Consider the following 19362-nt stretch of genomic DNA (forward strand, 5'->3'; position numbering starts at 1 on the left):
ACGCCCTTCGCTAAAAAATCGTGATGAACGAATTTCGGGTCGCTGAGGCCCGGAATGCGAGGCGCTGTCTTGTGCTCGCCATGGGCGACAGGCTAAGGGAAGCGTTTTTCCATCGCAGGAGGGGCTTGCGCACTGCGGCATCCGGTACGAAGTTTGTGTGAATGGTGCACGCGCTCCCCAAGCTGGCGGGGTTTCCGAGGGCCGGGAGCGATGCGCGAAAGAGGTGTCGATGCCTACATTCTCACGCAGCCTCGAACAGTCGCTCCATCGCGCTCTGGCCCTCGCCAACGAACGCCACCACGAATATGCGACCCTCGAGCATCTGCTTCTCTCCCTGGTGGACGATCAGGACGCCGCCGCCGTCATGCGGGCCTGCAACGTCGACATGGAGAAGCTTCGTCGCAATCTCATCGAATACGTGGACACGGAACTGGAAAATCTCGTCCAGTCCGGCTCGGATGATTCCAAGCCCACTGCCGGCTTCCAGCGCGTCATCCAGCGCGCGGTCATTCACGTGCAGTCCTCCGGCCGGGAAGAGGTGACAGGGGCCAACGTGCTCGTCGCCATCTTCGCCGAGCGTGAGAGCCATGCCGCCTATTTCCTGCAGGAGCAGGACATGACGCGGTACGACGCGGTCAACTACATCTCCCACGGCATCGCCAAGCGCTCGGGCATGTCCGAGAGCCGCCCCGTGCGCGGCGCCGAGGAGGAGACCGAGACCAAGTCCGGCGACGACACCAAGAAGAAGGCCGACGCGCTCGACGCCTATTGCGTCAACCTCAACAAGAAGGCGCACGAGGGCAAGATCGATCCCCTCATCGGCCGCGACCAGGAGATCACCCGCACCATCCAGGTGCTGTGCCGCCGGCAGAAGAACAACCCGCTGTTCGTGGGCGACCCGGGCGTGGGCAAGACCGCCATCGCCGAGGGCCTCGCCAAGCGCATCAACGACGGCGACGTGCCGGAGGTGCTCGCCACCGCGACCGTGTTCGCCCTCGACATGGGCGCGCTGCTCGCCGGTACCCGCTATCGCGGCGACTTCGAGGAGCGCCTCAAGCAGGTGGTGAAGGAGATCGAGGCCTACCCGAACGCGATCATGTTCATCGACGAAATCCACACGGTCATCGGTGCCGGTGCGACCTCGGGCGGGGCCATGGACGCCTCCAACCTGCTGAAGCCGGCGCTCGCCTCGGGCAGCCTGCGCTGCATGGGCTCGACCACCTACAAGGAATACCGTCAGTATTTCGAGAAGGACCGGGCGCTGGTGCGGCGGTTCCAGAAGATCGACGTGGCGGAGCCGTCTGTCGCCGACGCCATCGAGATCCTCAAGGGTCTCAAGCCCTGCTTCGAGGACTATCACAAGCTGCGCTACACCAACGACGCCATCAAGGCGGCGGTGGAGCTGTCGGCCCGCTACATCCACGACCGCAAGCTGCCGGACAAGGCGATCGACGTGATCGACGAGTCGGGTGCGGCGCAGATGCTACTGCCCGAGGCCAAGCGCAAGAAGACCATCGGCCTGAAGGAGATCGAGGCCACCATCGCCACCATGGCGCGGATCCCGCCCAAGACCATCTCGAAGGACGATGCCGAGGTGCTGGCCACCCTGCGCACCACCCTCAAGCGCGTGGTCTACGGGCAGGACAAGGCCATCGACGCGCTGGCCGCCTCCATCAAGCTGGCCCGCGCCGGGCTGCGTGAACCGGAGAAGCCCATCGGCTCCTACCTGTTCTCCGGCCCCACCGGCGTCGGCAAGACCGAAGTGGCCAAGCAGCTCGCCTCCGTGCTGGGCGTGCAGCTGCTGCGCTTCGACATGTCGGAGTACATGGAGCGCCACACGGTCAGCCGCCTCATCGGCGCGCCTCCCGGCTATGTGGGCTTCGACCAGGGTGGCCTGCTCACCGACGGGGTGGACCAGAACCCGCACTGCGTGCTGCTGCTGGACGAGATCGAGAAGGCCCATCCGGACCTCTTCAACATCCTGCTGCAGGTGATGGACCACGGGAAGCTGACCGACCACAACGGCAAGCAGATCGACTTCCGCAACGTGATCCTGATCATGACCACCAACGCCGGCGCGGCGGATCTGGCGAAGCCCGCCTACGGCTTCACCCGCACCAAGCGCGAGGGCGACGATTCGGAGGCCATCAACCGGACCTTCGCGCCGGAGTTCCGCAACCGTCTCGACGCGGTGATCCCGTTCGGCCACCTGCCGCCCGAGGTCATCACCCAGGTGGTGGAGAAGTTCGTGCTCCAGCTGGAGGCCCAGCTGGCGGACCGCAACGTCACCATCGAGCTGTCCGACGAGGCCGGCGCGTGGCTGGTGGATCGCGGCTACGACGAGCACATGGGTGCACGGCCCATGGCCCGCGTGATCCAGGAGCACATCAAGACCCCGCTCGCCGATCTCGTCCTGTTCGGCGCGCTGAAGAATGGCGGCCATGTCCGCGTGGTGGTGGAGGGCGAGGGCACCGACTCGAAGCTGGGCTTCGAGTTCCCCGAAGGCCCCGTCACCCCCAAGCCGGACAAGATCGCCCCGGAACCGGCCAAGCGCCGCAAGCCGGCGGCCAAGGCGAAGGCCTCCCGCCCCGGGTCCAAGGGGCCCAAGAGCGGGCCCAAGGGGCCCAAGTCCGGCGGTCCCGCGGGTGGCTCCGGCCGTTCCGGCAGCCCGGTGCCCAAGCTGCCGCTGGTGAAGGCCTGAGCGCCCAACCGGCTGAGACAAAAAGAAAGAGGCGGCTTCGGCCGCCTCTTTTCGTTTCCGGGGGATGGTGCGGGAAATTGGAAGCGGGCGAAGGCGCCTATTCCGCCGCCTCGTTCTGCTTCAGGCTGCCGCCGTGCAGCTTCTTCAGCTTGGCCTTCAGGTCGGCGGGCGGCGGGGCATAGATGAAGCCGAAGGAGACGCAGCCCTCCTTGCCATCCACCGCATGGTGCAGCCGGTGGGCCTGCACCAGGCGCTTGAGATAGCCGTTGCGTGGCACGTAGCGGAACGGCCAGCGCTGGTGGGTGATGCCGTCGTGCACGAAGAAATAAAGGAAGCCGTAGACCGTCATCCCCACGCCCACCCACAGCAGCGCGCCGCCATTGCGGAACGCGTAGATGAGGGCGATGGCGATGCCGGCGAACAGCAGCGCATACAGGTCGTTGCGCTCGAACACGCCCTCGCGCGGCTCGTGGTGGGACTTGTGCCAGCCCCAGCCGAAGCCGTGCATGACATATTTGTGCGCGGCCCAGGCCACCCCTTCCATGGCGGCGACCGTGGCGATCACGATGAGCGCGTAGACGAGGAAGGCGAGGCTGGTGGACATGAGGTTCCCATCGGCTGCGGCCCGCGGGGGCATATGCGCGCCCGGCGGCAGGCTGGATATACAGCATCGGCCGGCCCGCCGCGCCCTGTGGCAGATCAATCCTGCGTACGGTTTCTTTCCATTCCCGGATCGCACCGCGCCGGTGGATACCGATGCGCGCACAGAAAATGCGACAAACAAATGAGATAGATAAGTCCCCCGGACCGGCCCGGCCGGACCCCGATCAAGGAGGCCATCCCATGACTGTCGACCGCAAGCACACCTTCAGCCCGGAAGAGATCGAGGCCCGCCTGAAGGCCGACCTGCCCCACTGGCGCCTTGAGGACGGCTGGATCCGCCGCACCTACAAGACCAACAGCTGGAAGGGCACGCTGATGGTCATCAACGCCGTTGGCCACCTGGCGGAAGCCGCCTGGCACCATCCCGACCTCACCGCCTCCTACGCCTGGGTCGAGGTGCGCCTCATGTCCCACGATGCCAAGGGCATCACGGTGCGCGACTTCGCTTTGGCGCAGAAGATCGAGGAGGTGGTGATGTGGCAGCCGGGCGCGGCGCCCGACGCCCCGCTGGAGGGCACGCCCCAGCACGACCTGCGCTTTTCCTACCTGAAGTACGATTGAGCGGGCCGCCGCCGGGGTTTCGGCTGCCCCGTCCGGATCCGGCAGCGGCCGCGTTCGGGCGGGGGAGACGAGGCAGAGATGGCTCGGCCGCAGGCTTGAAGTCGGATCGTGGTGCGCAGATGTGACCGGTTAAGGCCGCGTTCTTGCATGCGCATGCTGTCGCGATTGCCGCCGGTTTTTGTCGGCGCCGGAGGTGCCATGTCCCAGTCTACGTCCCAACCTGCGCCGGAGCCGCCCGGGGAAAGCGGCGAGACGCACCTTGCGCCCCTCGATTTTTCCGGCGCCTGCCTCGTCGCCACGGCCGAGCCGGCGCAGGGGCCTTTGGAGCCCGCGCCCAACCCGGATGCCGCCGCCCTCGCGGACCTGCTGGTGGCGCATTCCTTCGGCGACACCGCGGTGCTGCTGCCATCGGCGGCCACCGTGCGGCGGGTGATCCTCGACACCGTCCGTGCCCAGCACCGTATCGCTGGGCGGCCCAAGCGGCGGGAGTTGCTGGTCTGCGCCGGGGATGGGCCTTTGGCGCTGGAATTTGCCGGCGATGCGGAGGTCAGCCGCATGCCTGATGAGATCGGCGCCATCCGCGCCGCCATAGGGCCGAAGACGGCCGGCCTGTTCGTCGCTCCGGTCCGGCTTGCGGCGGGCATCGAGATGCTGCCGGGCTCCTTCCTCGCTGAACTGCGCGAGGCGGCGGACGAATATGGCCTCGCCCTGATCTTCGACGAGACCGACGCGGGCCTCGGGCGTACCGGCATGGCCTTCGCCCATGAATGGACCGGCGTGACGCCGGATCTCATGCTGGTGGGGGAGGGGGCAGGCCTGCCGCTGGCGGCCCTCGTGCTCACCGCCAAGTGGGCGCGCGGCCTGCCCGGCACCCTGCCCGTGGTTGGGGAGGAGGCGCTGGCCGACGAGGCCGGCATTCTGGAAACGGCCTTTGCCCCGGGCTTCGAGGGGCGGGTGCAGGGCCTCGGCTGGCTTCTGGAAGACCGCCTTGCGACCCTGCGCTACCGGCGGTCGGACCTGTTCAGCGGATTTGTCGGCACCGGGCTGGCGCAGGGGCTCGTGTGCGCCGTGCCGGCCGAGGATCTGGCGGTGCGCCTCGCCGGGGCGGGGCTTGTCGTCAGCCTGCTCGGCAACGTGCTGGCGTTCGTGCCGCCGCTCACGGTGACGGAGGCGGAGATATCCGCCGCGGCGGATATTCTGGAGCGCGTGGCGGCGGAGCTGGAGCCGGCCATGCCCTGAGGGGCGCGCCCCTCAGAACCCCACGGCGGTGCCGGAGAGGTCGTAGGGCCCGGCCGCCTCGATCTTCACGGTGGCGATCTCGCCCACGCGCAGGGGCCGGCGGGCGAACACCTTCACCGTGCCGTCGATCTCCGGCGCGTCGCCCTTGGTGCGGCCGATGCCGCCGTCGGGCGTCACGGTATCGATGATCACGCTCTGGCGGGTGCCCACCTTGCGCTTCAGGCGTCGGGCGGAAACCTTCTGCTGGGTGCGCATGAAGCGGTCGTAGCGCTCGGCCTTCACCGCGTCGGGCACGGGGTTTTCCAGCGCATTGGCATCGGCCCCGCGCACCGGCTCGAACTTGAAGGCGCCGGCGCGGTCGATCTCCGCTTCTTCCAAGAAGGCGAGCAGTTCCTCGAACTCGGCTTCGGTCTCGCCGGGGAAGCCGACGATGAAGGTGGAGCGCAGCGTGAGGTCCGGCACCGCCGCGCGCCACGCCTGGATGCGGGCCAGCGTCTTTTCCTGCGAGGCCGGGCGCTTCATGCGCTTCAGCACGGTGGGGCTCGCATGCTGGAATGGGATGTCGAGATAGGGCAGCACCTTGCCGGCGGCCATCAGCTCCATCACCGCATCCACGTGCGGGTAGGGGTAGACATAATGCAGGCGCACCCATGCGCCGAGGTCCCCCAGCGCGCCGGCCAGGTCCAGGAAGCGGGCGGCCACCTCCCTGTCGCCCCACGGGCTGGTGGCGTAGCGCAGGTCAACGCCATAGGCGGAGGTGTCCTGCGAGATGACGAGCAGTTCCTTCACGCCCGCCTTCACCAGCCGCTCGGCCTCCCGCAGCACGTCCCCCGCCGGGCGCGAGACCAGATCGCCGCGCAGCTTGGGGATGATGCAGAAGGTGCAGCGGTTGGAGCAGCCCTCGGAAATCTTGAGATAGGCATAGTGGCGGGGCGTGAGCTTCACGCCCTCGGCGGGCACGAGGTCGAGGAAGGGATCGTGGGCCGGCGGCACCGCCTCGTGCACGGCGGCGAGCACGCTCTCGTATTGCTGCGGGCCGGTGATGGCGAGGACGCTCGGGTGGACCTCGCGGATCTGCTCGGGCTCGGCGCCCATGCAGCCGGTGACCACCACCTTGCCGTTCTCGGCCAAAGCCTCGCCGATGGCATTGAGGCTTTCCGCTTTGGCGCTGTCGAGGAAGCCGCAGGTGTTCACCACCACGAGGTCCGCGCCCTGGTGGGTCTTGGTCAGCTCATAGCCTTCCGCGCGCAGCCGGGTGACGATGCGTTCTGAATCCACCAGCGCCTTGGGGCAGCCCAGCGAGACGAAGGAGATGCGGGGCGCAGCCTTGGATGGCGCGGAGTTCAGGACGGTGTCGGCCATGGGGCAGGCGGGTTTCTCTTGGGCAAGATGACAGCTGTGCGAAGGGCTGGCGCGTAACCGAGCGCCCGCGCCCCGTCAATCCCGCGACTTTGTGGCCGAAGCAGGGTGCGGGGGGAGAGAGGCGCCTCAAGAGGAGAGAGCACCGTCGCTGTCCGGCTTGGCCGGACGGCCAATGGACCGGCTGGGGCAAGGCTGCCGGGTTTGGACAAGTGGCGGGATGGGCTCTTCGGTCAAGCCGGAGGGCGACGATGGGGGGTGGGGAAGCGCCAGCCAGTCGCTCACCCGCCGCTCCGAAACCGGAAACATCCGGCTTTGGCTCTTGGGCACCGAACGCGGCACCAGCCGAGTTCGGGCGGGAGAGGGGACGAGATTGCCTCCGGGCAAGCGTCCGGGGTGCGTGTCCTCACACCGGCTTCAGCAGCACGTGCTTCTTCTTGCCCAGCGAGAGCTTCACCACGCCTTCCGGCGTCAGCGCGGCAAGGTCGAGCGTCGCCTTCTCGTCGGTGACGGCGGCGTCGTTCACCTTCAGGCCGCCGCCCTTGATCTGGCGACGCGCCTCGCTGGTGGAGGCGACGAGGCCAGCATCCACGAAGGCTTTGGCGACGGGAAGGCCAGCCTCCAGCGTCGCGCGCGGCACTTCCACCGTGGGCAGGTCCACCGCCAGTGCGCCGTCGGCGAAGGTGGCGCGGGAGGTCTCCTTCGCCTTCTCGGCGGCCTCGCGGCCGTGCAGCAAGGCGGTGGCCTCGGTGGCCAGCACTTCCTTGGCGTGGTTGATCTCCTGGCCTTCCAGCGCGGCGAGGCGGGCGATCTCGTCCAGCGGCAGCTCGGTGAAGAGCTTCAGGAAGCGCTCCACGTCGGCGTCGCCGGCGTTGCGCCAGTACTGCCAGTATTCGTAAGGCGACAGCAGGTCGGCATCGAGCCACACCGCGCCGCCGGCGGTCTTGCCCATCTTGGCGCCGGAGGAGGTGGTGAGCAGCGGCGTCGTCAAGGCGAACAGGTCGGCGCCGCGCATCCGGCGGCCCAGCTCCATGCCGTTGACGATATTGCCCCACTGGTCCGAGCCGCCCATCTGCAGGATGCAGCCGTGGCGGGCATTCAGCTCCACGAAGTCATAGGCCTGCAGGATCATGTAGTTGAATTCGAGGAAGGTGAGCGGCTGCTCGCGCTCCAGCCGCAGCTTCACTGAATCGAAGGTGAGCATGCGGTTGATGGTGAAGTGCGGCCCCACCTCGCGCAGGAGCGGGATGTATTTCAGCTCGTCGAGCCAGGACGCGTTGTTCTCCATCTTCGCGCCCGCCCCGAAATCGAGGAAGCGCGCGAACACCTTGCGGATGGAGGCGATGTTGTCCTCGATCTGCTGGTCGGTCAGCATCTTGCGGGCCTCGTCCTTGCCGGACGGGTCGCCGATCTTGGTGGTGCCGCCGCCCATGAGCGCGATGGGGTTGTGCCCGGTGCGCTGGAGCGTGCGCAGCATCATGATGGACAGGAGGTGCCCGGCATGGAGGCTGGAGGCGGTGGCGTCGAAGCCGATATAGGCGGTGATGGGCCCTTCCGCGGCCTTGGCGTCGAGCCGCTCGAGGTCCGAGCACTGGTGGATGTAGCCGCGCTCGGAGAGCGTGCGCAGGAAGTCGGAGCGGAAGGTCTGAGTGGTCATCGCTGGGTTCGGTCTTTGGATCGGACGTGAGGCGGGCGCTCACGCGCCGGAAAGGAGCGGTGGTGTATCAGGTCCGGCGCAAGATTGCACAGGGCGCGCTTTTTTGGGGCGCGCGTTCCTGGGGCAGGATGCTGGGGGTGAGCGGATGCGTGTAGTGGGCCTGATGAGCGGCACGTCCATGGACGGCATCGACGCCGCGCTGATCGATACCGACGGCGAAGAGGTGCAATGGCTCGGCGCCGCGCTCACCTTGCCCTATGACGCGACGACGCGGGCGCTGCTGGTTCAGGCCATGGAGGATGCGCGCGGCATCAACCATCGCACCGACCGGCCCGGCGTGCTGCGCGCGGCCGAAATCCGCATCACCGACCTGCATGCGCAGGCCGTGCGCCAGCTCCTCGACCAGCTGCGCCTCACCCCCTCCGACATCGACCTCGTGGGTTTCCACGGCCAGACTGTGTTCCATCGCCCCGACGCCCGCCTCACCGTGCAGATCGGCCTCGGCCAGCGTCTCGCCGAGAGCCTTGGCGTCCCGGTGATGGCGGATTTCCGCGCAGCCGACGTGGCGGCGGGCGGGCAGGGGGCGCCGCTGGTGCCGGTGTTCCACCGCGCGCTGGTGCGGCGCCTTTCGCTGCCCCATCCGGTGGCGGTGCTGAATGTGGGTGGGGTCGCCAATGTCACCGTGCTGGACGGCGACGCGCCGCCCGTCGCCTGCGACACCGGGCCGGGCAATGCGCTGATCGACGATTTCCTGTTCGCCCGCACGAAAGTGCCCTTCGATGCGGATGGCCGCACGGCGGCTCGCGGCACCGTGGACGAGGCGCGCATCGCCGAGGTGCTGGCGCATCCCTTCTTCCGCCAGCCGCCGCCCAAGTCCCTCGACCGCAACGACTTCCGCCTGTTTGTGGGCGAGCGCATGGGGCTTTCCGGCATGGGGCTGGAGGACGGGGCAGCGACCCTCACCGCCCTCACGGCCGCCACGGTGGTGGCGCTGGTTCCGCTGCTGGCCCGGCCGCCGGCAAGCTGGATCGTGGCCGGTGGCGGCGCGCGCAACCCGACGCTGCTCGCCATGCTTGCGGCGCGGCTGGGGGTAGACGTGCGCACGGCGGATGCGGTGGGCTGGTCCGCCGATGCGCTGGAGGCCCACGCCTTCGGCTATCTCGCCGCCCGCGCCCTCAAGGGCCTGCCGCTGACCTTCCCCACCACCACGGGGGCGCCGGAGCCTATGACCGGCGGGGTGCTGTTCCGCCCGTGAGGGAAGGGGAGCGGGACTGTGGGGTCAAGCGGTCCTCCATTTGGGTTTTTGCGCGCAGCATGACGTTGAGGATGGGGACCGGAGCGCGCCCTAAGGCGAAAGAGGAGTCGCCGTCTGGGCTTGACCGGACGGTCCATGGCCCGGCCAGGACCACGCGGCGAGGGCTTGGTACGCGGCGAGATGGTCCCTCCGGTCAAGCCGAAGGGCGACGGGGTGGGAAGTCGAACGACGGGGAAGGTACGCAGCGTCCTCCGTCGAGCCATCAGCCCCGGAATGCGCCCGGCGTTTCCTCTCCCACAAAAACACGCGGGTACCGCACGCGACAAGGTGCATGCGGCAGCGGTTCAGCTTAGTCTTCCGTATAGCCGGGGCCTGAAAGCCGGTGCGGGCGGGGGGATCGATGGGCAAGCTGAAGCGCGAGATCGGGCTGATCGGCCTCACCTTCGTGGCCGTGAGCGGCATCATCGGCTCCGGCTGGCTGTTCGCGCCGCTGCTGGCCGCCCAGCATGCCGGCCCCGCCGCCCTGATCGCGTGGGTGATCGGCGGGGCCGCCATGCTGCTGTTCGCCCTGACCTTCGCGGAAATCTCGGCCATGCTGCCGGTGGCCGGCGGCATCGCGCGGGTTCCCCAGTTCAGCCACGGCAATGTGGTGGCCATGGCCATGGGGTGGAGCGCCTGGGTGGGCTACAACACCACCGCCCCCATCGAGGTGGAGGCCATGCTGCGCTACCTCGGGCCCCATCTGGGCTGGCTCTATACGGCGCCGGGCAGCGGCACACTGTCGTGGGCGGGGGTGGCGGTAGCAGGGCTGATGATGGTCGCCTTCACCGTCATCAATGCCTTCGGCGTGCGCTTCTTCACCCGCGTGAACACCGCCATAACCTGGCTCAAGATCGCCATTCCCCTCGTGGTCGTCGCGGCGCTGCTGGCGGCGCGGTTTGAGCCGGCCAATTTCACGCAAGCGGGCGGCGGGTTCGCGCCGTTCGGGGTGGCCGGCGTGCTGGCGGCGGTGTCGTCCGGGGGCATCGCCTTTTCCTTCATCGGCTTTCGCCATGCCATCGACATGGCGGGAGAGGTGAAGAACCCCGGCGTCACCATTCCCATCGCCCTCGTGCTGGCGCTGGCCATCGCCTTCGTGGTCTATGGCGGCATCCAGTTCGCCTTCACCGGCGCGCTGCTGCCGGCGGATCTTGCCCACGGCTGGGGAGCGCTGGCGCTGCCGGGGGATTTCGGGCCGCTGGGCGCGCTCGCCGCGGCGCTGGGGATGCTGTGGTTGGTGAGCCTTTTGAACTTCGGCGCGGTGGTGGGACCGTTCGCCGGCGGCCTCGTCTCGGTGGGCTCCAACGCACGCCTCGCCTTCGCGCTGGCGGAGAACGGCTTTTTTCCCGAGCGCTTCGCCTCGCTCTCGGCGCGGGGCGTGCCGGTGGCCGCGCTGTTGCTGAACCTCGTGTTCTCGCTGGCCACCTTCGTGCTCTTGCCGTTCAGCGAGGTGGTGCAGCTGAACTCTTCAGCCGTCATCCTCTCCTTCGTGGTGGGGCCGGTGGCGGTGGTGGCCCTGCGCCAGCTGCTGCCCGACGCGACGCGGCCGCTGCGGGTGCCGGCGGTGAAGCTGGTGGCACCGGTGGCCTTCATCATCGCCACCTACATCATCTACTGGAGCGGATGGCCCACCGTGTGGCGCCTGGGCCTGTGCCTGCTGGCGGGTCTGGCGCTGTTCCTCGTCCATGCCCGCAATCGTGCCGCCGGCAGCCTGGATCTGGCGGAAGCGGTGTGGCTCGCGCCCTACCTCGCCGGGCTGGGGCTGGTGTCGTTCCTCGGCAGCTTCGGTGGCCGGGGCCTCATCCCCTTCGGCTGGGACCTGCTGGTGCTGGCCGCGCTCGGGGGCGGTGCGTTCGCGCTGGCGGTGCGTGAGCGGCTGAGCCAGGCCAAGTTCGATCGCTACATGAGCGAGGAGCGGGTCCTGGACGCGGCCACGGAGGAAGAGCCGGAGGTCCGGGTCTAGTCGGATCTTCTCGCAAAAACGGCCGACCCACAGGGCCGGCCGTTCAGGAAAGCTGGGACGGCGGAAGGATTGCCCTCAGGCGGCGCTGTCCTTGCTGTCCTTGCGGGTGCCGGGCAGGCGCTTGTCGAGATAGGTGCCCACCACGCCCATCAGGTCTTCGGTCTTGCCGTCGAAGAAGTGGTTGGCGCCGGGCACCACCTGCTGCTCGATGACGATGCCCTTCTGCGTCTTCAGCTTTTCCACCAGCGTCTGGACCGCGGAGGTGGGTACCACCGCATCCTTGTCGCCATGGACGAACAGGCCGGAGGACGGGCAGGGGGCGAGGAAGGAGAAATCGTAGAGGTTCGCCGGCGCGGCGATGGAGATGAAGCCCTCCACCTCCGGACGACGCATGAGCAGCTGCATGCCGATCCACGCGCCGAAGGAGAAGCCGGCGATCCAGCACGCCCGCGCATCCGGGTTGATGGACTGGGCCCAGTCGAGCGCCGCGGCGGCGTCGGACAGTTCGCCCGTGCCGTGGTCGAACGACCCCTGGGAGCGCCCGACGCCCCGGAAATTGAAACGCAGCACCGAGAAGCCGCGGTTCGCGAACTGGTAGTACAAATTGTACACGACAGGATTGTTCATCGTCCCGCCGAACTGCGGGTGCGGATGAAGAATGATGGCGATGGGCGCATTGCGGGTCTTGGCGGGCTGGTAGCGGCCTTCAAGGCGCCCCTTTTCGCCGGGGAAGATCACTTCTGGCATGGAAGTTTTACAACCTCTGGGTGGCAATGACGCACAGGATGAAGCGGATCCCGCCCGGAAAGCGCGACTCTCGGGGACGAACCTGCCAGCATCACCCTAACGACTTGACGCCGAAACGGTAATGCTTGACTTACAGATCGGAACGACCTATCGATTTAGAATAATTCTAATCTGTTCCTGCCGGCTGCGCGAACCGTAGGGCGCTGCAATGCGGGATCGGGTGAAGTTTGAGCTATGACCGAGATTGCCGGCAATTGCAAGTCTGGCGCGGGTCCGGAGCGTGTTTCGCGCGAGGGGCCAGGAGGCGGAGATGAGCGCGGGCGGCATCCCGGGATCGCAGGATCCTCGGTCGCAGGATCGGTCTGAGGTCGGGGCAGGTGTGCCCGCGGCCAATGCTGCCGCGCGCCGCGCCTATCTCGATCACAATGCCACCAGCCCCCTGAAGCGCGAAGCCCGTGACGCCATGCTCGCGGCGCTGGAATGCGTGGGCAATGCCTCCTCCGTCCATGCCGATGGCCGCGCAGCCCGAGCGCGCATGGAGGCGGCGCGGGCACATGTGGCCCGCCTCGTGGGCGCCGCGCCGCGTGGGGTGGTCTTCACCTCCGGCGCTACGGAGGCGGCCGCGCTGGCGCTGCATCCGGCGGTGGAGATGGCCGGCCGGCCCAAGCCCTGCGACGTGCTGCTCATGAGCGCGGTGGAGCATCCCGCCGTGCTGCGCGGCCATCGCTTTGCCGCCGAGGCAGTGGAGGTGCTGCCCGTGGACGGCGCCGGCCGCGTCCAACTCGATGCGCTGGAAGAAACCCTCGCCCGCCATGCCGCCGCCGGCCGCCGCGCTTTGCTGGCGCTGATGGCGGCGAACAACGAGACCGGTGTGGTCCAGCCGGTGGCGCAGGCTGCGCGGCTGGTGAAGGCGCGCGATGGCGTGGTGTTCTGCGACGCCGTGCAGGCCGCTGGCCGCCTGCCGCTGGACATGGCTGCGCTGGGCGTCGATTTTCTCAGCCTCTCTGCCCACAAGATGGGCGGCCCCCAGGGCACCGGAGCGCTGGTGGCGGCGGGGCCCGATGATCGCACACCGGCCCTCATCGCCGGTGGCGGCCAGGAGCGCGGCCGTCGTGCGGGGACCGAAAACGGCCCGGCCATCGCCGGCTTCGGCGCCGTCGCCGGCGTGGCGCGCGCCGATCTGGCCGAAGAGGCCGCCCGCCTTGCGACCTTGCGCGATGCGCTGGAACGGGCGGTGCTGGCCGGCGTTCCCGAAGCAGAGGTCATCGGTTCCGGGGTGGAGCGGCTACCCAATACCAGCATGCTCACTTTCGCCGGACTTCGGGCCGAGACACTGGTGATCGCGCTCGACCTTGCCCACGTAAGTGTCAGTGCGGGCTCGGCCTGCTCCTCGGGCAAGGTGGGTGCCTCCCACGTGCTGTCGGCCATGGGCGTTCCCGAGGACCGCGCGGCGGGCGCCATCCGCCTCTCGCTGGGCTGGTCCAGCACCCGGCAGGATGTGGACGAGGCGGTGGCGGCCTTGCAAAAGGTGGTGCCGCACCTGAGAAGCCGCGCGGTCCGCGCGGCGTAGAAGTAAGAAGTAAAGAGCCGGGACCCGCGCGTCATGCGCGGCATGAGACGTAAGACGTGAACTTGACCCGCGGGCCTTGACCCCGCGCGGGAGAGGAGAAGAGAAGATGCCTGCGGTTCAGGAAACGGTTGAACGCGTCCGCGCGCTCGACGTGGACCAGTACAAGTACGGTTTCGTCACGGACATCGAGAGCGAGAAGGCCCCCAAGGGCCTGTCCGAGGACACGATCCGCTATATCTCCGCCAAGAAGAACGAGCCCGAATGGATGCTCGAATGGCGGCTGGAAGCCTATCGGCGCTGGCTCACCATGGTGGAGCCCACCTGGGCGCGGGTGAGCTATCCGCAGATCGATTTCCAGGACTATTACTATTATTCCGCGCCCAAGGCGGCGCCCAAGTCCATCGACGAGATCGATCCGGAAATCCTCAAGACCTACGAGAAGCTGGGCATTCCGCTGCGCGAGCGCGACGCCCTGCTGGGCATCGAGAGTTCCGGCGGCTCGAAGGTGGCGGTGGACGCGGTGTTCGACAGCGTGTCGGTGGCCACCACCTTCAAGGCGGAGCTGGCCAGCGCAGGCGTGATCTTCATGCCCATCTCGGAGGCCATCCGCGAGCATCCCGAGCTGGTGAAGACCTATCTCGGCTCGGTGGTGCCGGTGTCGGACAATTTCTACGCCACGCTGAATTCGGCGGTCTTTTCTGACGGGTCGTTCGTGTACATCCCCAAGGGGGTGCGCTGCCCCATGGAATTGTCCACCTACTTCCGCATCAACGAGCGCAACACCGGCCAGTTCGAGCGCACCCTCATCATCGCCGACGAGGGAGCCTATGTGAGCTATCTGGAAGGCTGCACCGCGCCCCAGCGCGACGAGAACCAGCTGCACGCCGCCGTGGTTGAGCTGGTGGCGCTGAAGGGCGCCGAGATCAAGTATTCCACCGTCCAGAACTGGTATCCCGGCGACAAGGACGGCAAGGGCGGCATCTATAATTTCGTCACCAAGCGCGGCGACTGCCGGGGCGACAATTCCAAGATCTCGTGGACCCAGGTCGAGACCGGATCGGCCATCACCTGGAAGTATCCGAGCTGCATCCTGCGGGGCGACAACTCGCAGGGCGAGTTCTATTCCATCGCCATCTCCAACGGTCATCAGCAGGTGGACAGCGGCACCAAGATGATCCATCTCGGCAAGAACACGTCGAGCCGCATCATCTCCAAGGGCATCGCCGCCGGCCATTCGGAGAACACCTATCGCGGGCAGGTCTCGGCCCACCGCAAGGCGACCGGCGCGCGCAACTTCACCAATTGCGACTCGCTGCTCATCGGCGACCAGTGCGGCGCGCACACCGTGCCCTACATGGAGGCCAAGAACGCCTCGGCCCAGTTCGAGCACGAGGCCACCACCTCCAAGATCTCCGAGGACCAGCTGTTCTACTGCCTCCAGCGCGGCCTCGGCCCGGAGGAGGCGGTGGCGCTGATCGTCAATGGCTTCGTGCGCGACGTGCTCCAGCAATTGCCCATGGAGTTCGCCGTGGAGGCCCAGAAGCTCATCGCCGTGAGCCTCGAGGGAAGCGTGGGGTGAGCTTTTGGCCCTTGTAACGATGCGTCATGGCCGGGCTTGTCCCTGCCATCCACGCCCGGCGACCGGGAACAGGCTTCCCTCCAGTGCGCCAGCGGCACGGCGTGGATGCCCGGCACAAGGCCGGGCATGACGGCTTCCAGAACGACGCGGGGCGCGGCCCCGCAGCGCTGACATTCCCGCCCGGCCCGGCCGTGGCGCACCAACGGACACAGCACATGCTCGAAATCAAGAATCTCCACGCCCGCATTGGCGACAACGAGATCCTCAAGGGCCTCACCCTCACCGTCCCGGCGGGGGAGGTGCATGCCATCATGGGGCCGAACGGCTCCGGCAAGTCGACCCTGTCCTATGTCCTCTCGGGCAAGCCGGACTATGAGGTCACCGAGGGCACCGCCACCTTCAACGGGCAGGACATCCTCTCCCTCGCCCCCGAAGAGCGGGCGGCGGCGGGCGTGTTCCTCGCCTTCCAGTATCCCATCGAGATCCCCGGCGTCGCCAACATGCAGTTCCTGCGCGCCGCCATGAACGCGCAGAAGAAGGCGCGCGGGCAGGAGGAAATCTCCACCCCCGACTTCCTCAAGCTGGTGCGCGCCAAGGCCCCCGACCTCGGCATCACCCAGGACATGCTGCGGCGCGGGGTCAATGTGGGCTTCTCCGGCGGCGAGAAGAAGCGCAACGAAATCCTCCAGATGGCGCTGCTGGAGCCCAAGCTGTGCATCCTCGACGAGACCGATTCCGGCCTCGACATCGATGCGCTGAAGGTGGTGGCGCAGGGGGTGAACGCCCTGCGCTCGCCCGACCGCGCCATGCTGGTCATCACCCATTACCAGCGCCTGCTCGACCATATCGTGCCGGATGTGGTGCATGTGATGCACAAGGGCCGCATCGTCCGCTCCGGCGGCGCCGAGCTGGCGCTGGAGCTGGAGGAATCCGGCTATGCCGCCTACGGGCAGGATGCGGCGTGAGCGCGGCCATGAACATTCCCGTCCGTCCCGCCCGCACACCGGCCGAAGACGCCATCGCCGCCACGCTCCAGGCCCGGCTCGCCGTCGCGGCCGGGCAGGGGGACCTTGACGGGCGTCTCGGCGAGCTGAGCGCCGATGCGCTTGAGGCCTTCCGCGCCCACGGCCTGCCCAACCGGCGCGTGGAGGAGTGGAAATATACCGACCTGCGCGCTGCGGTACGCGACTTCCCCCCGCTCGCCGGCTCCCCCGGCACCGCGGCGGAGGCGGAGGCCGCCTCGCAGGCGCTCGACGTGCCCCATGCGGCGCGCCTCCTGTTCGTGAGCGGGGCGCTGGCGCGAGGCGCCTCCGACTTCGCCGGCCTGCCCGCCGGGGTCAGCGCCCTGCCGCTTGATGCGGCCAAGGCGGCGCACGATCCGCTGGTCGACCGCATCGGCTCGCTCCAGCCGGACCGCTATGACGGCGCGCTGGCGCTGAACACCGGCTTCCTCGGCGAGGGGCTGGTGATGAAGGTGGATGCCGGCACCAAGGCTGCAAAGCCGGTGCATCTCGCCTACGTCTTCCCCGCCGAGGAGGCTGTCGCCGGCTTCACCCGCACCGTGGTGGTGGTGGGCGACGGCGCCGAGCTGACGCTGGTGGAAAGCTTCACCGGCCGCGAGGGCGTGGCCTACCAGGCCAACCACGCGATGGAACTGGTGGTGGGCGATGGCGCCACCGTCAATCTGGTGCGGCTGCAGGAAGAGGGCGCGGCCGCGCTGCATCTGGGCACGCTCATGGTGGAGCTGGGCCGTGCGGCGAAGCTCAACGTGTTCTCGCTGGTGCAGGGCGCGGCGCTGTCGCGCCATTCCGTCTACGGCCGCTTCCAGGGCACCGGGACAAATCTGGGGGTGCGGGGCGCTACCCTGCTGAAGGGCCGCCAGCACGCCGACACCACCATGTTCATCGACCATGCGGTGGCGGGCTGCGAAAGCCGGGAGCTGTTCAAGACCGTGCTCTCGGACGAGGCCCACGGCGTGTTCCAGGGCAAGATCGTGGTGCGGCGCGATGCCCAGAAGACGGACGGGCGCATGATGAGCCAGTCTCTGCTGCTGAGCGACGGCGCCGAGATGGACAACAAGCCCGAGCTTGAGATCTTCGCCGACGACGTGCAGTGCGGCCACGGCGCCACGGTGGGCACGCTGGACGACAAGATGCTGTTCTACCTGCGCTCGCGCGGCCTGCCGCTGAAGGAGGCCGAGCGCCTGCTGATCCAGGCCTTCGTGGGCGAGGCCGTGGAATTTGTGGAGGACGAGGCCCTTCGGGAGGTCCTCATCGCCCGCATGGTGGCTTGGCTGGAGAAACGGGCGGCCTGAAGGGGCCTCTCCCGTTGTGTTCTCTACCTCTCCCGCCTGCGGGAGAGGGCTTAGCTCGCGATTTCACGAGGACAGGATTGCCATGAACACCGCGTCTTCCACCCTCCACCCGGCTGTCCGCAACGGCAGCTTCGACGTGGAGGCCGTGCGCGCCGACTTTCCGGCGCTGTCGCTGGAGGTGAACGGCCATCCGCTCACCTATCTGGACAATGCCGCCTCCGCCCAGAAGCCGCGGCAGGTGATCCAGCGCATGGTTACCGCCTACGAGCGGGAATATTCCAACGTCCACCGTGGCCTGCATTATCTCGCCAATGCCGCCACCGAGGCCTTCGAGCAGGCCCGCGAGAGCGTGCGCGGCTTCATCAACGCCGCGTCCGTGGACGAGATCATCTTCACCCGCTCGGGCACGGGGGCCATCAATACGGTGGCGAGTTCCCTCGGCCAGTCCATCGAGGCGGGCGACGAGATCGTGCTCTCCATCATGGAGCACCATTCCAACATCGTGCCCTGGAATTTCCTGCGCGAGCGCAAGGGCGCGGTGATCAAGTGGGCGCCGGTCACCGAGGACGGCTCGTTCGACTTCGAGGCGTTCAAGGGCCTGCTCACCGAGCGCACGAAGATCGTCGCCATCACCCAGATGTCCAACGTGCTCGGCACCGTGACGCCCATCAAGGAGATCGTGGCGGCAGCCCATGCGGTGGGGGCCAAGGTGCTGGTGGACGCCTGCCAGTCCATCGTCCACATGCCCGTGGACGTGCGCGACCTCGATGTGGATTTCCTCGCCGTCACCGGCCACAAGCTCTATGCGCCCACCGGCATCGGCGTGCTCTACGGCAAGCTCGACCTGCTGGCGCAGATGCCGCCCTATGAAGGTGGCGGCGAGATGATCCGTGAGGTCACGGAAGATTATGTGACCTATGGCGTGCCGCCCCACAGATTTGAAGCTGGAACTCCTCCAATTGTTCAGGCCATCGGGCTCGGCGCGGCGGTGGAATATGTGAACTCCATCGGCCGCGAGCGCATCGCTGCCCACGAGCATGATCTGTCCGTCTATGCGCACGAACGCTTGGGAGCGCTCAATTCCCTGCGCATCATCGGTACCGCGCCGGGCAAGGGCGGCATCATTTCCTTCGAGATGAAGGGCGCCCATCCCCACGATGTGGCCACCATCATCGACCGCTACGGTGTTGCAGTGCGAGCCGGCACCCATTGCGCCCAGCCGCTTTTGGCCCGATATGGGACAACAGCGACGTGCCGCGCATCCTTTGCCCTTTACAACACGCGCGCCGACGTGGACCGTCTGGTGGACGCTCTCGTCAAGGCGCAGGATTTGTTCGCATGACCGAGACGAAGACCACCGAGCAGGCGAATGCGCCGCAGATCAAGTCCTCCATCGCCGAGGCTGAGCTGGAGCGCCTGACTGACAGCATCGTCAGCGCGCTGAAGACCGTCTATGACCCGGAAATCCCCGTGGACATCTACGAGCTGGGCCTGATTTACAAGGTGGACATCGCCGACGACCGCACCGTCGCCGTGGAAATGACCCTGACCACCCCCAACTGCCCCGCCGCCGCCGAGCTGCCGGGCATGGTGGAAAGCGCCGTGGCGTCAGTGCCGGGCATTTCCGACGTGAAGGTGGACATCACCTTCGATCCGCCGTGGGACCAGGGCCGCATGTCGGAAGAAGCCCGCGCCACCCTCAACCTGTGGTGAGA

15 protein-coding genes are annotated in these 19362 nt (G+C 67.7%); 11 read left to right on the plus strand and 4 right to left on the minus strand.

Going from position 1 to position 19362, the window contains the following annotated elements; genetic code table 11:
- Positions 1-229 precede the first annotated feature (229 nt).
- Positions 230-2701, plus strand: coding sequence for an ATP-dependent Clp protease ATP-binding subunit ClpA (gene clpA / locus V5F66_RS04035; protein WP_012116507.1), 2472 nt, complete (start codon positions 230-232; stop codon positions 2699-2701).
- 97 nt (positions 2702-2798) lie between these two features.
- Here the strand turns inward: clpA and V5F66_RS04040 are convergent, their stop codons facing one another.
- Positions 2799-3305: a sterol desaturase family protein gene (locus V5F66_RS04040; protein ID WP_394093312.1), complete on the minus strand. Its 507-nt coding sequence runs from the start codon at positions 3303-3305 to the stop codon at positions 2799-2801.
- Positions 3306-3544: 239 nt separating this feature from the next.
- On the opposite strand from V5F66_RS04040, the gene V5F66_RS04045 reads away from it, so the two are divergent.
- Positions 3545-3925: a 4a-hydroxytetrahydrobiopterin dehydratase gene (locus V5F66_RS04045; protein ID WP_012116505.1), complete on the plus strand. Its 381-nt coding sequence runs from the start codon at positions 3545-3547 to the stop codon at positions 3923-3925.
- A 198-nt stretch (positions 3926-4123) separates the two neighbouring features.
- Positions 4124-5164, plus strand: a complete 1041-nt coding sequence (locus V5F66_RS04050) for an aminotransferase class III-fold pyridoxal phosphate-dependent enzyme (protein ID WP_394093313.1) — start codon at positions 4124-4126, stop codon at positions 5162-5164.
- 12 nt (positions 5165-5176) lie between these two features.
- Here V5F66_RS04050 and rimO read toward each other — a convergent pair whose 3' ends face one another.
- Positions 5177-6526 (minus strand): 30S ribosomal protein S12 methylthiotransferase RimO, encoded by a 1350-nt coding sequence (rimO, locus tag V5F66_RS04055; protein ID WP_394093314.1) that lies wholly within the window; start codon positions 6524-6526, stop codon positions 5177-5179.
- Between the two features lie 403 nt (positions 6527-6929).
- On the minus strand, positions 6930-8180 hold the full coding sequence (tyrS, locus tag V5F66_RS04060; protein WP_394093315.1) for a tyrosine--tRNA ligase: 1251 nt from the start codon (positions 8178-8180) through the stop codon (positions 6930-6932).
- A 145-nt stretch (positions 8181-8325) separates the two neighbouring features.
- Here tyrS and V5F66_RS04065 point away from each other — a divergent pair, with 145 nt between their 5' ends.
- Together V5F66_RS04065 and V5F66_RS04070 are read left to right on the plus strand one after the other, a co-directional pair.
- Complete coding sequence (locus tag V5F66_RS04065) at positions 8326-9435, plus strand: anhydro-N-acetylmuramic acid kinase (RefSeq protein WP_394093316.1); 1110 nt, start codon at positions 8326-8328, stop codon at positions 9433-9435.
- Between the two features lie 400 nt (positions 9436-9835).
- Positions 9836-11437, plus strand: coding sequence for an APC family permease (locus V5F66_RS04070; protein ID WP_393999833.1), 1602 nt, complete (start codon positions 9836-9838; stop codon positions 11435-11437).
- Positions 11438-11512: 75 nt separating this feature from the next.
- Here the strand turns inward: V5F66_RS04070 and V5F66_RS04075 are convergent, their stop codons facing one another.
- Complete coding sequence (locus V5F66_RS04075) at positions 11513-12184, minus strand: alpha/beta hydrolase (RefSeq protein ID WP_012116441.1); 672 nt, start codon at positions 12182-12184, stop codon at positions 11513-11515.
- Between the two features lie 310 nt (positions 12185-12494).
- On the opposite strand from V5F66_RS04075, the gene V5F66_RS04080 reads away from it, so the two are divergent.
- The 6 genes from V5F66_RS04080 (at position 12495) to V5F66_RS04105 (ending at position 19360) form a co-directional block, all read left to right on the plus strand.
- Entirely contained in the window at positions 12495-13754 is a 1260-nt protein-coding gene (locus V5F66_RS04080; RefSeq protein ID WP_394093317.1) for a cysteine desulfurase family protein, read from the plus strand.
- Between the two features lie 106 nt (positions 13755-13860).
- Positions 13861-15333, plus strand: a complete 1473-nt coding sequence (sufB, locus tag V5F66_RS04085) for a Fe-S cluster assembly protein SufB (protein WP_012116439.1) — start codon at positions 13861-13863, stop codon at positions 15331-15333.
- Between the two features lie 215 nt (positions 15334-15548).
- On the plus strand, positions 15549-16298 hold the full coding sequence (gene sufC, locus V5F66_RS04090) for a Fe-S cluster assembly ATPase SufC (RefSeq protein WP_394050834.1): 750 nt from the start codon (positions 15549-15551) through the stop codon (positions 16296-16298).
- 8 nt (positions 16299-16306) lie between these two features.
- Positions 16307-17647 (plus strand): Fe-S cluster assembly protein SufD, encoded by a 1341-nt coding sequence (sufD, locus tag V5F66_RS04095; RefSeq protein WP_394093318.1) that lies wholly within the window; start codon positions 16307-16309, stop codon positions 17645-17647.
- Positions 17648-17729: 82 nt separating this feature from the next.
- A complete protein-coding gene (locus V5F66_RS04100; protein ID WP_394093319.1) occupies positions 17730-18989 on the plus strand; it encodes a cysteine desulfurase in 1260 nt (419 codons plus the stop codon).
- Positions 18986-19360 (plus strand): SUF system Fe-S cluster assembly protein, encoded by a 375-nt coding sequence (locus V5F66_RS04105; protein WP_012116435.1) that lies wholly within the window; start codon positions 18986-18988, stop codon positions 19358-19360. Before V5F66_RS04100 ends, V5F66_RS04105 begins: the two co-directional genes overlap by 4 nt.
- Positions 19361-19362: the final 2 nt, after the last annotated feature.

The organism is Xanthobacter versatilis (assembly GCF_043193975.1).
Taxonomy (GTDB): Bacteria; Pseudomonadota; Alphaproteobacteria; order Rhizobiales; family Xanthobacteraceae; genus Xanthobacter; species Xanthobacter autotrophicus_E.

Coding starts and splice junctions, on each gene's coding strand:
- V5F66_RS04070 (WP_393999833.1), top strand. CDS start 9,836: ATGGGCAAGCTGAAGCGCGAGATCGGGCTGATCGGCCTCACCTTCGTG.
- sufD (WP_394093318.1), top strand. CDS start 16,307: ATGAACATTCCCGTCCGTCCCGCCCGCACACCGGCCGAAGACGCCATC.
- V5F66_RS04040 (WP_394093312.1), bottom strand. CDS start 3,305: ATGTCCACCAGCCTCGCCTTCCTCGTCTACGCGCTCATCGTGATCGCC.
- clpA (WP_012116507.1), top strand. CDS start 230: ATGCCTACATTCTCACGCAGCCTCGAACAGTCGCTCCATCGCGCTCTG.
- rimO (WP_394093314.1), bottom strand. CDS start 6,526: ATGGCCGACACCGTCCTGAACTCCGCGCCATCCAAGGCTGCGCCCCGC.
- V5F66_RS04045 (WP_012116505.1), top strand. CDS start 3,545: ATGACTGTCGACCGCAAGCACACCTTCAGCCCGGAAGAGATCGAGGCC.
- sufB (WP_012116439.1), top strand. CDS start 13,861: ATGCCTGCGGTTCAGGAAACGGTTGAACGCGTCCGCGCGCTCGACGTG.
- V5F66_RS04050 (WP_394093313.1), top strand. CDS start 4,124: ATGTCCCAGTCTACGTCCCAACCTGCGCCGGAGCCGCCCGGGGAAAGC.
- sufC (WP_394050834.1), top strand. CDS start 15,549: ATGCTCGAAATCAAGAATCTCCACGCCCGCATTGGCGACAACGAGATC.
- V5F66_RS04065 (WP_394093316.1), top strand. CDS start 8,326: ATGCGTGTAGTGGGCCTGATGAGCGGCACGTCCATGGACGGCATCGAC.
- V5F66_RS04080 (WP_394093317.1), top strand. CDS start 12,495: ATGAGCGCGGGCGGCATCCCGGGATCGCAGGATCCTCGGTCGCAGGAT.
- V5F66_RS04100 (WP_394093319.1), top strand. CDS start 17,730: ATGAACACCGCGTCTTCCACCCTCCACCCGGCTGTCCGCAACGGCAGC.
- V5F66_RS04105 (WP_012116435.1), top strand. CDS start 18,986: ATGACCGAGACGAAGACCACCGAGCAGGCGAATGCGCCGCAGATCAAG.
- V5F66_RS04075 (WP_012116441.1), bottom strand. CDS start 12,184: ATGCCAGAAGTGATCTTCCCCGGCGAAAAGGGGCGCCTTGAAGGCCGC.
- tyrS (WP_394093315.1), bottom strand. CDS start 8,180: ATGACCACTCAGACCTTCCGCTCCGACTTCCTGCGCACGCTCTCCGAG.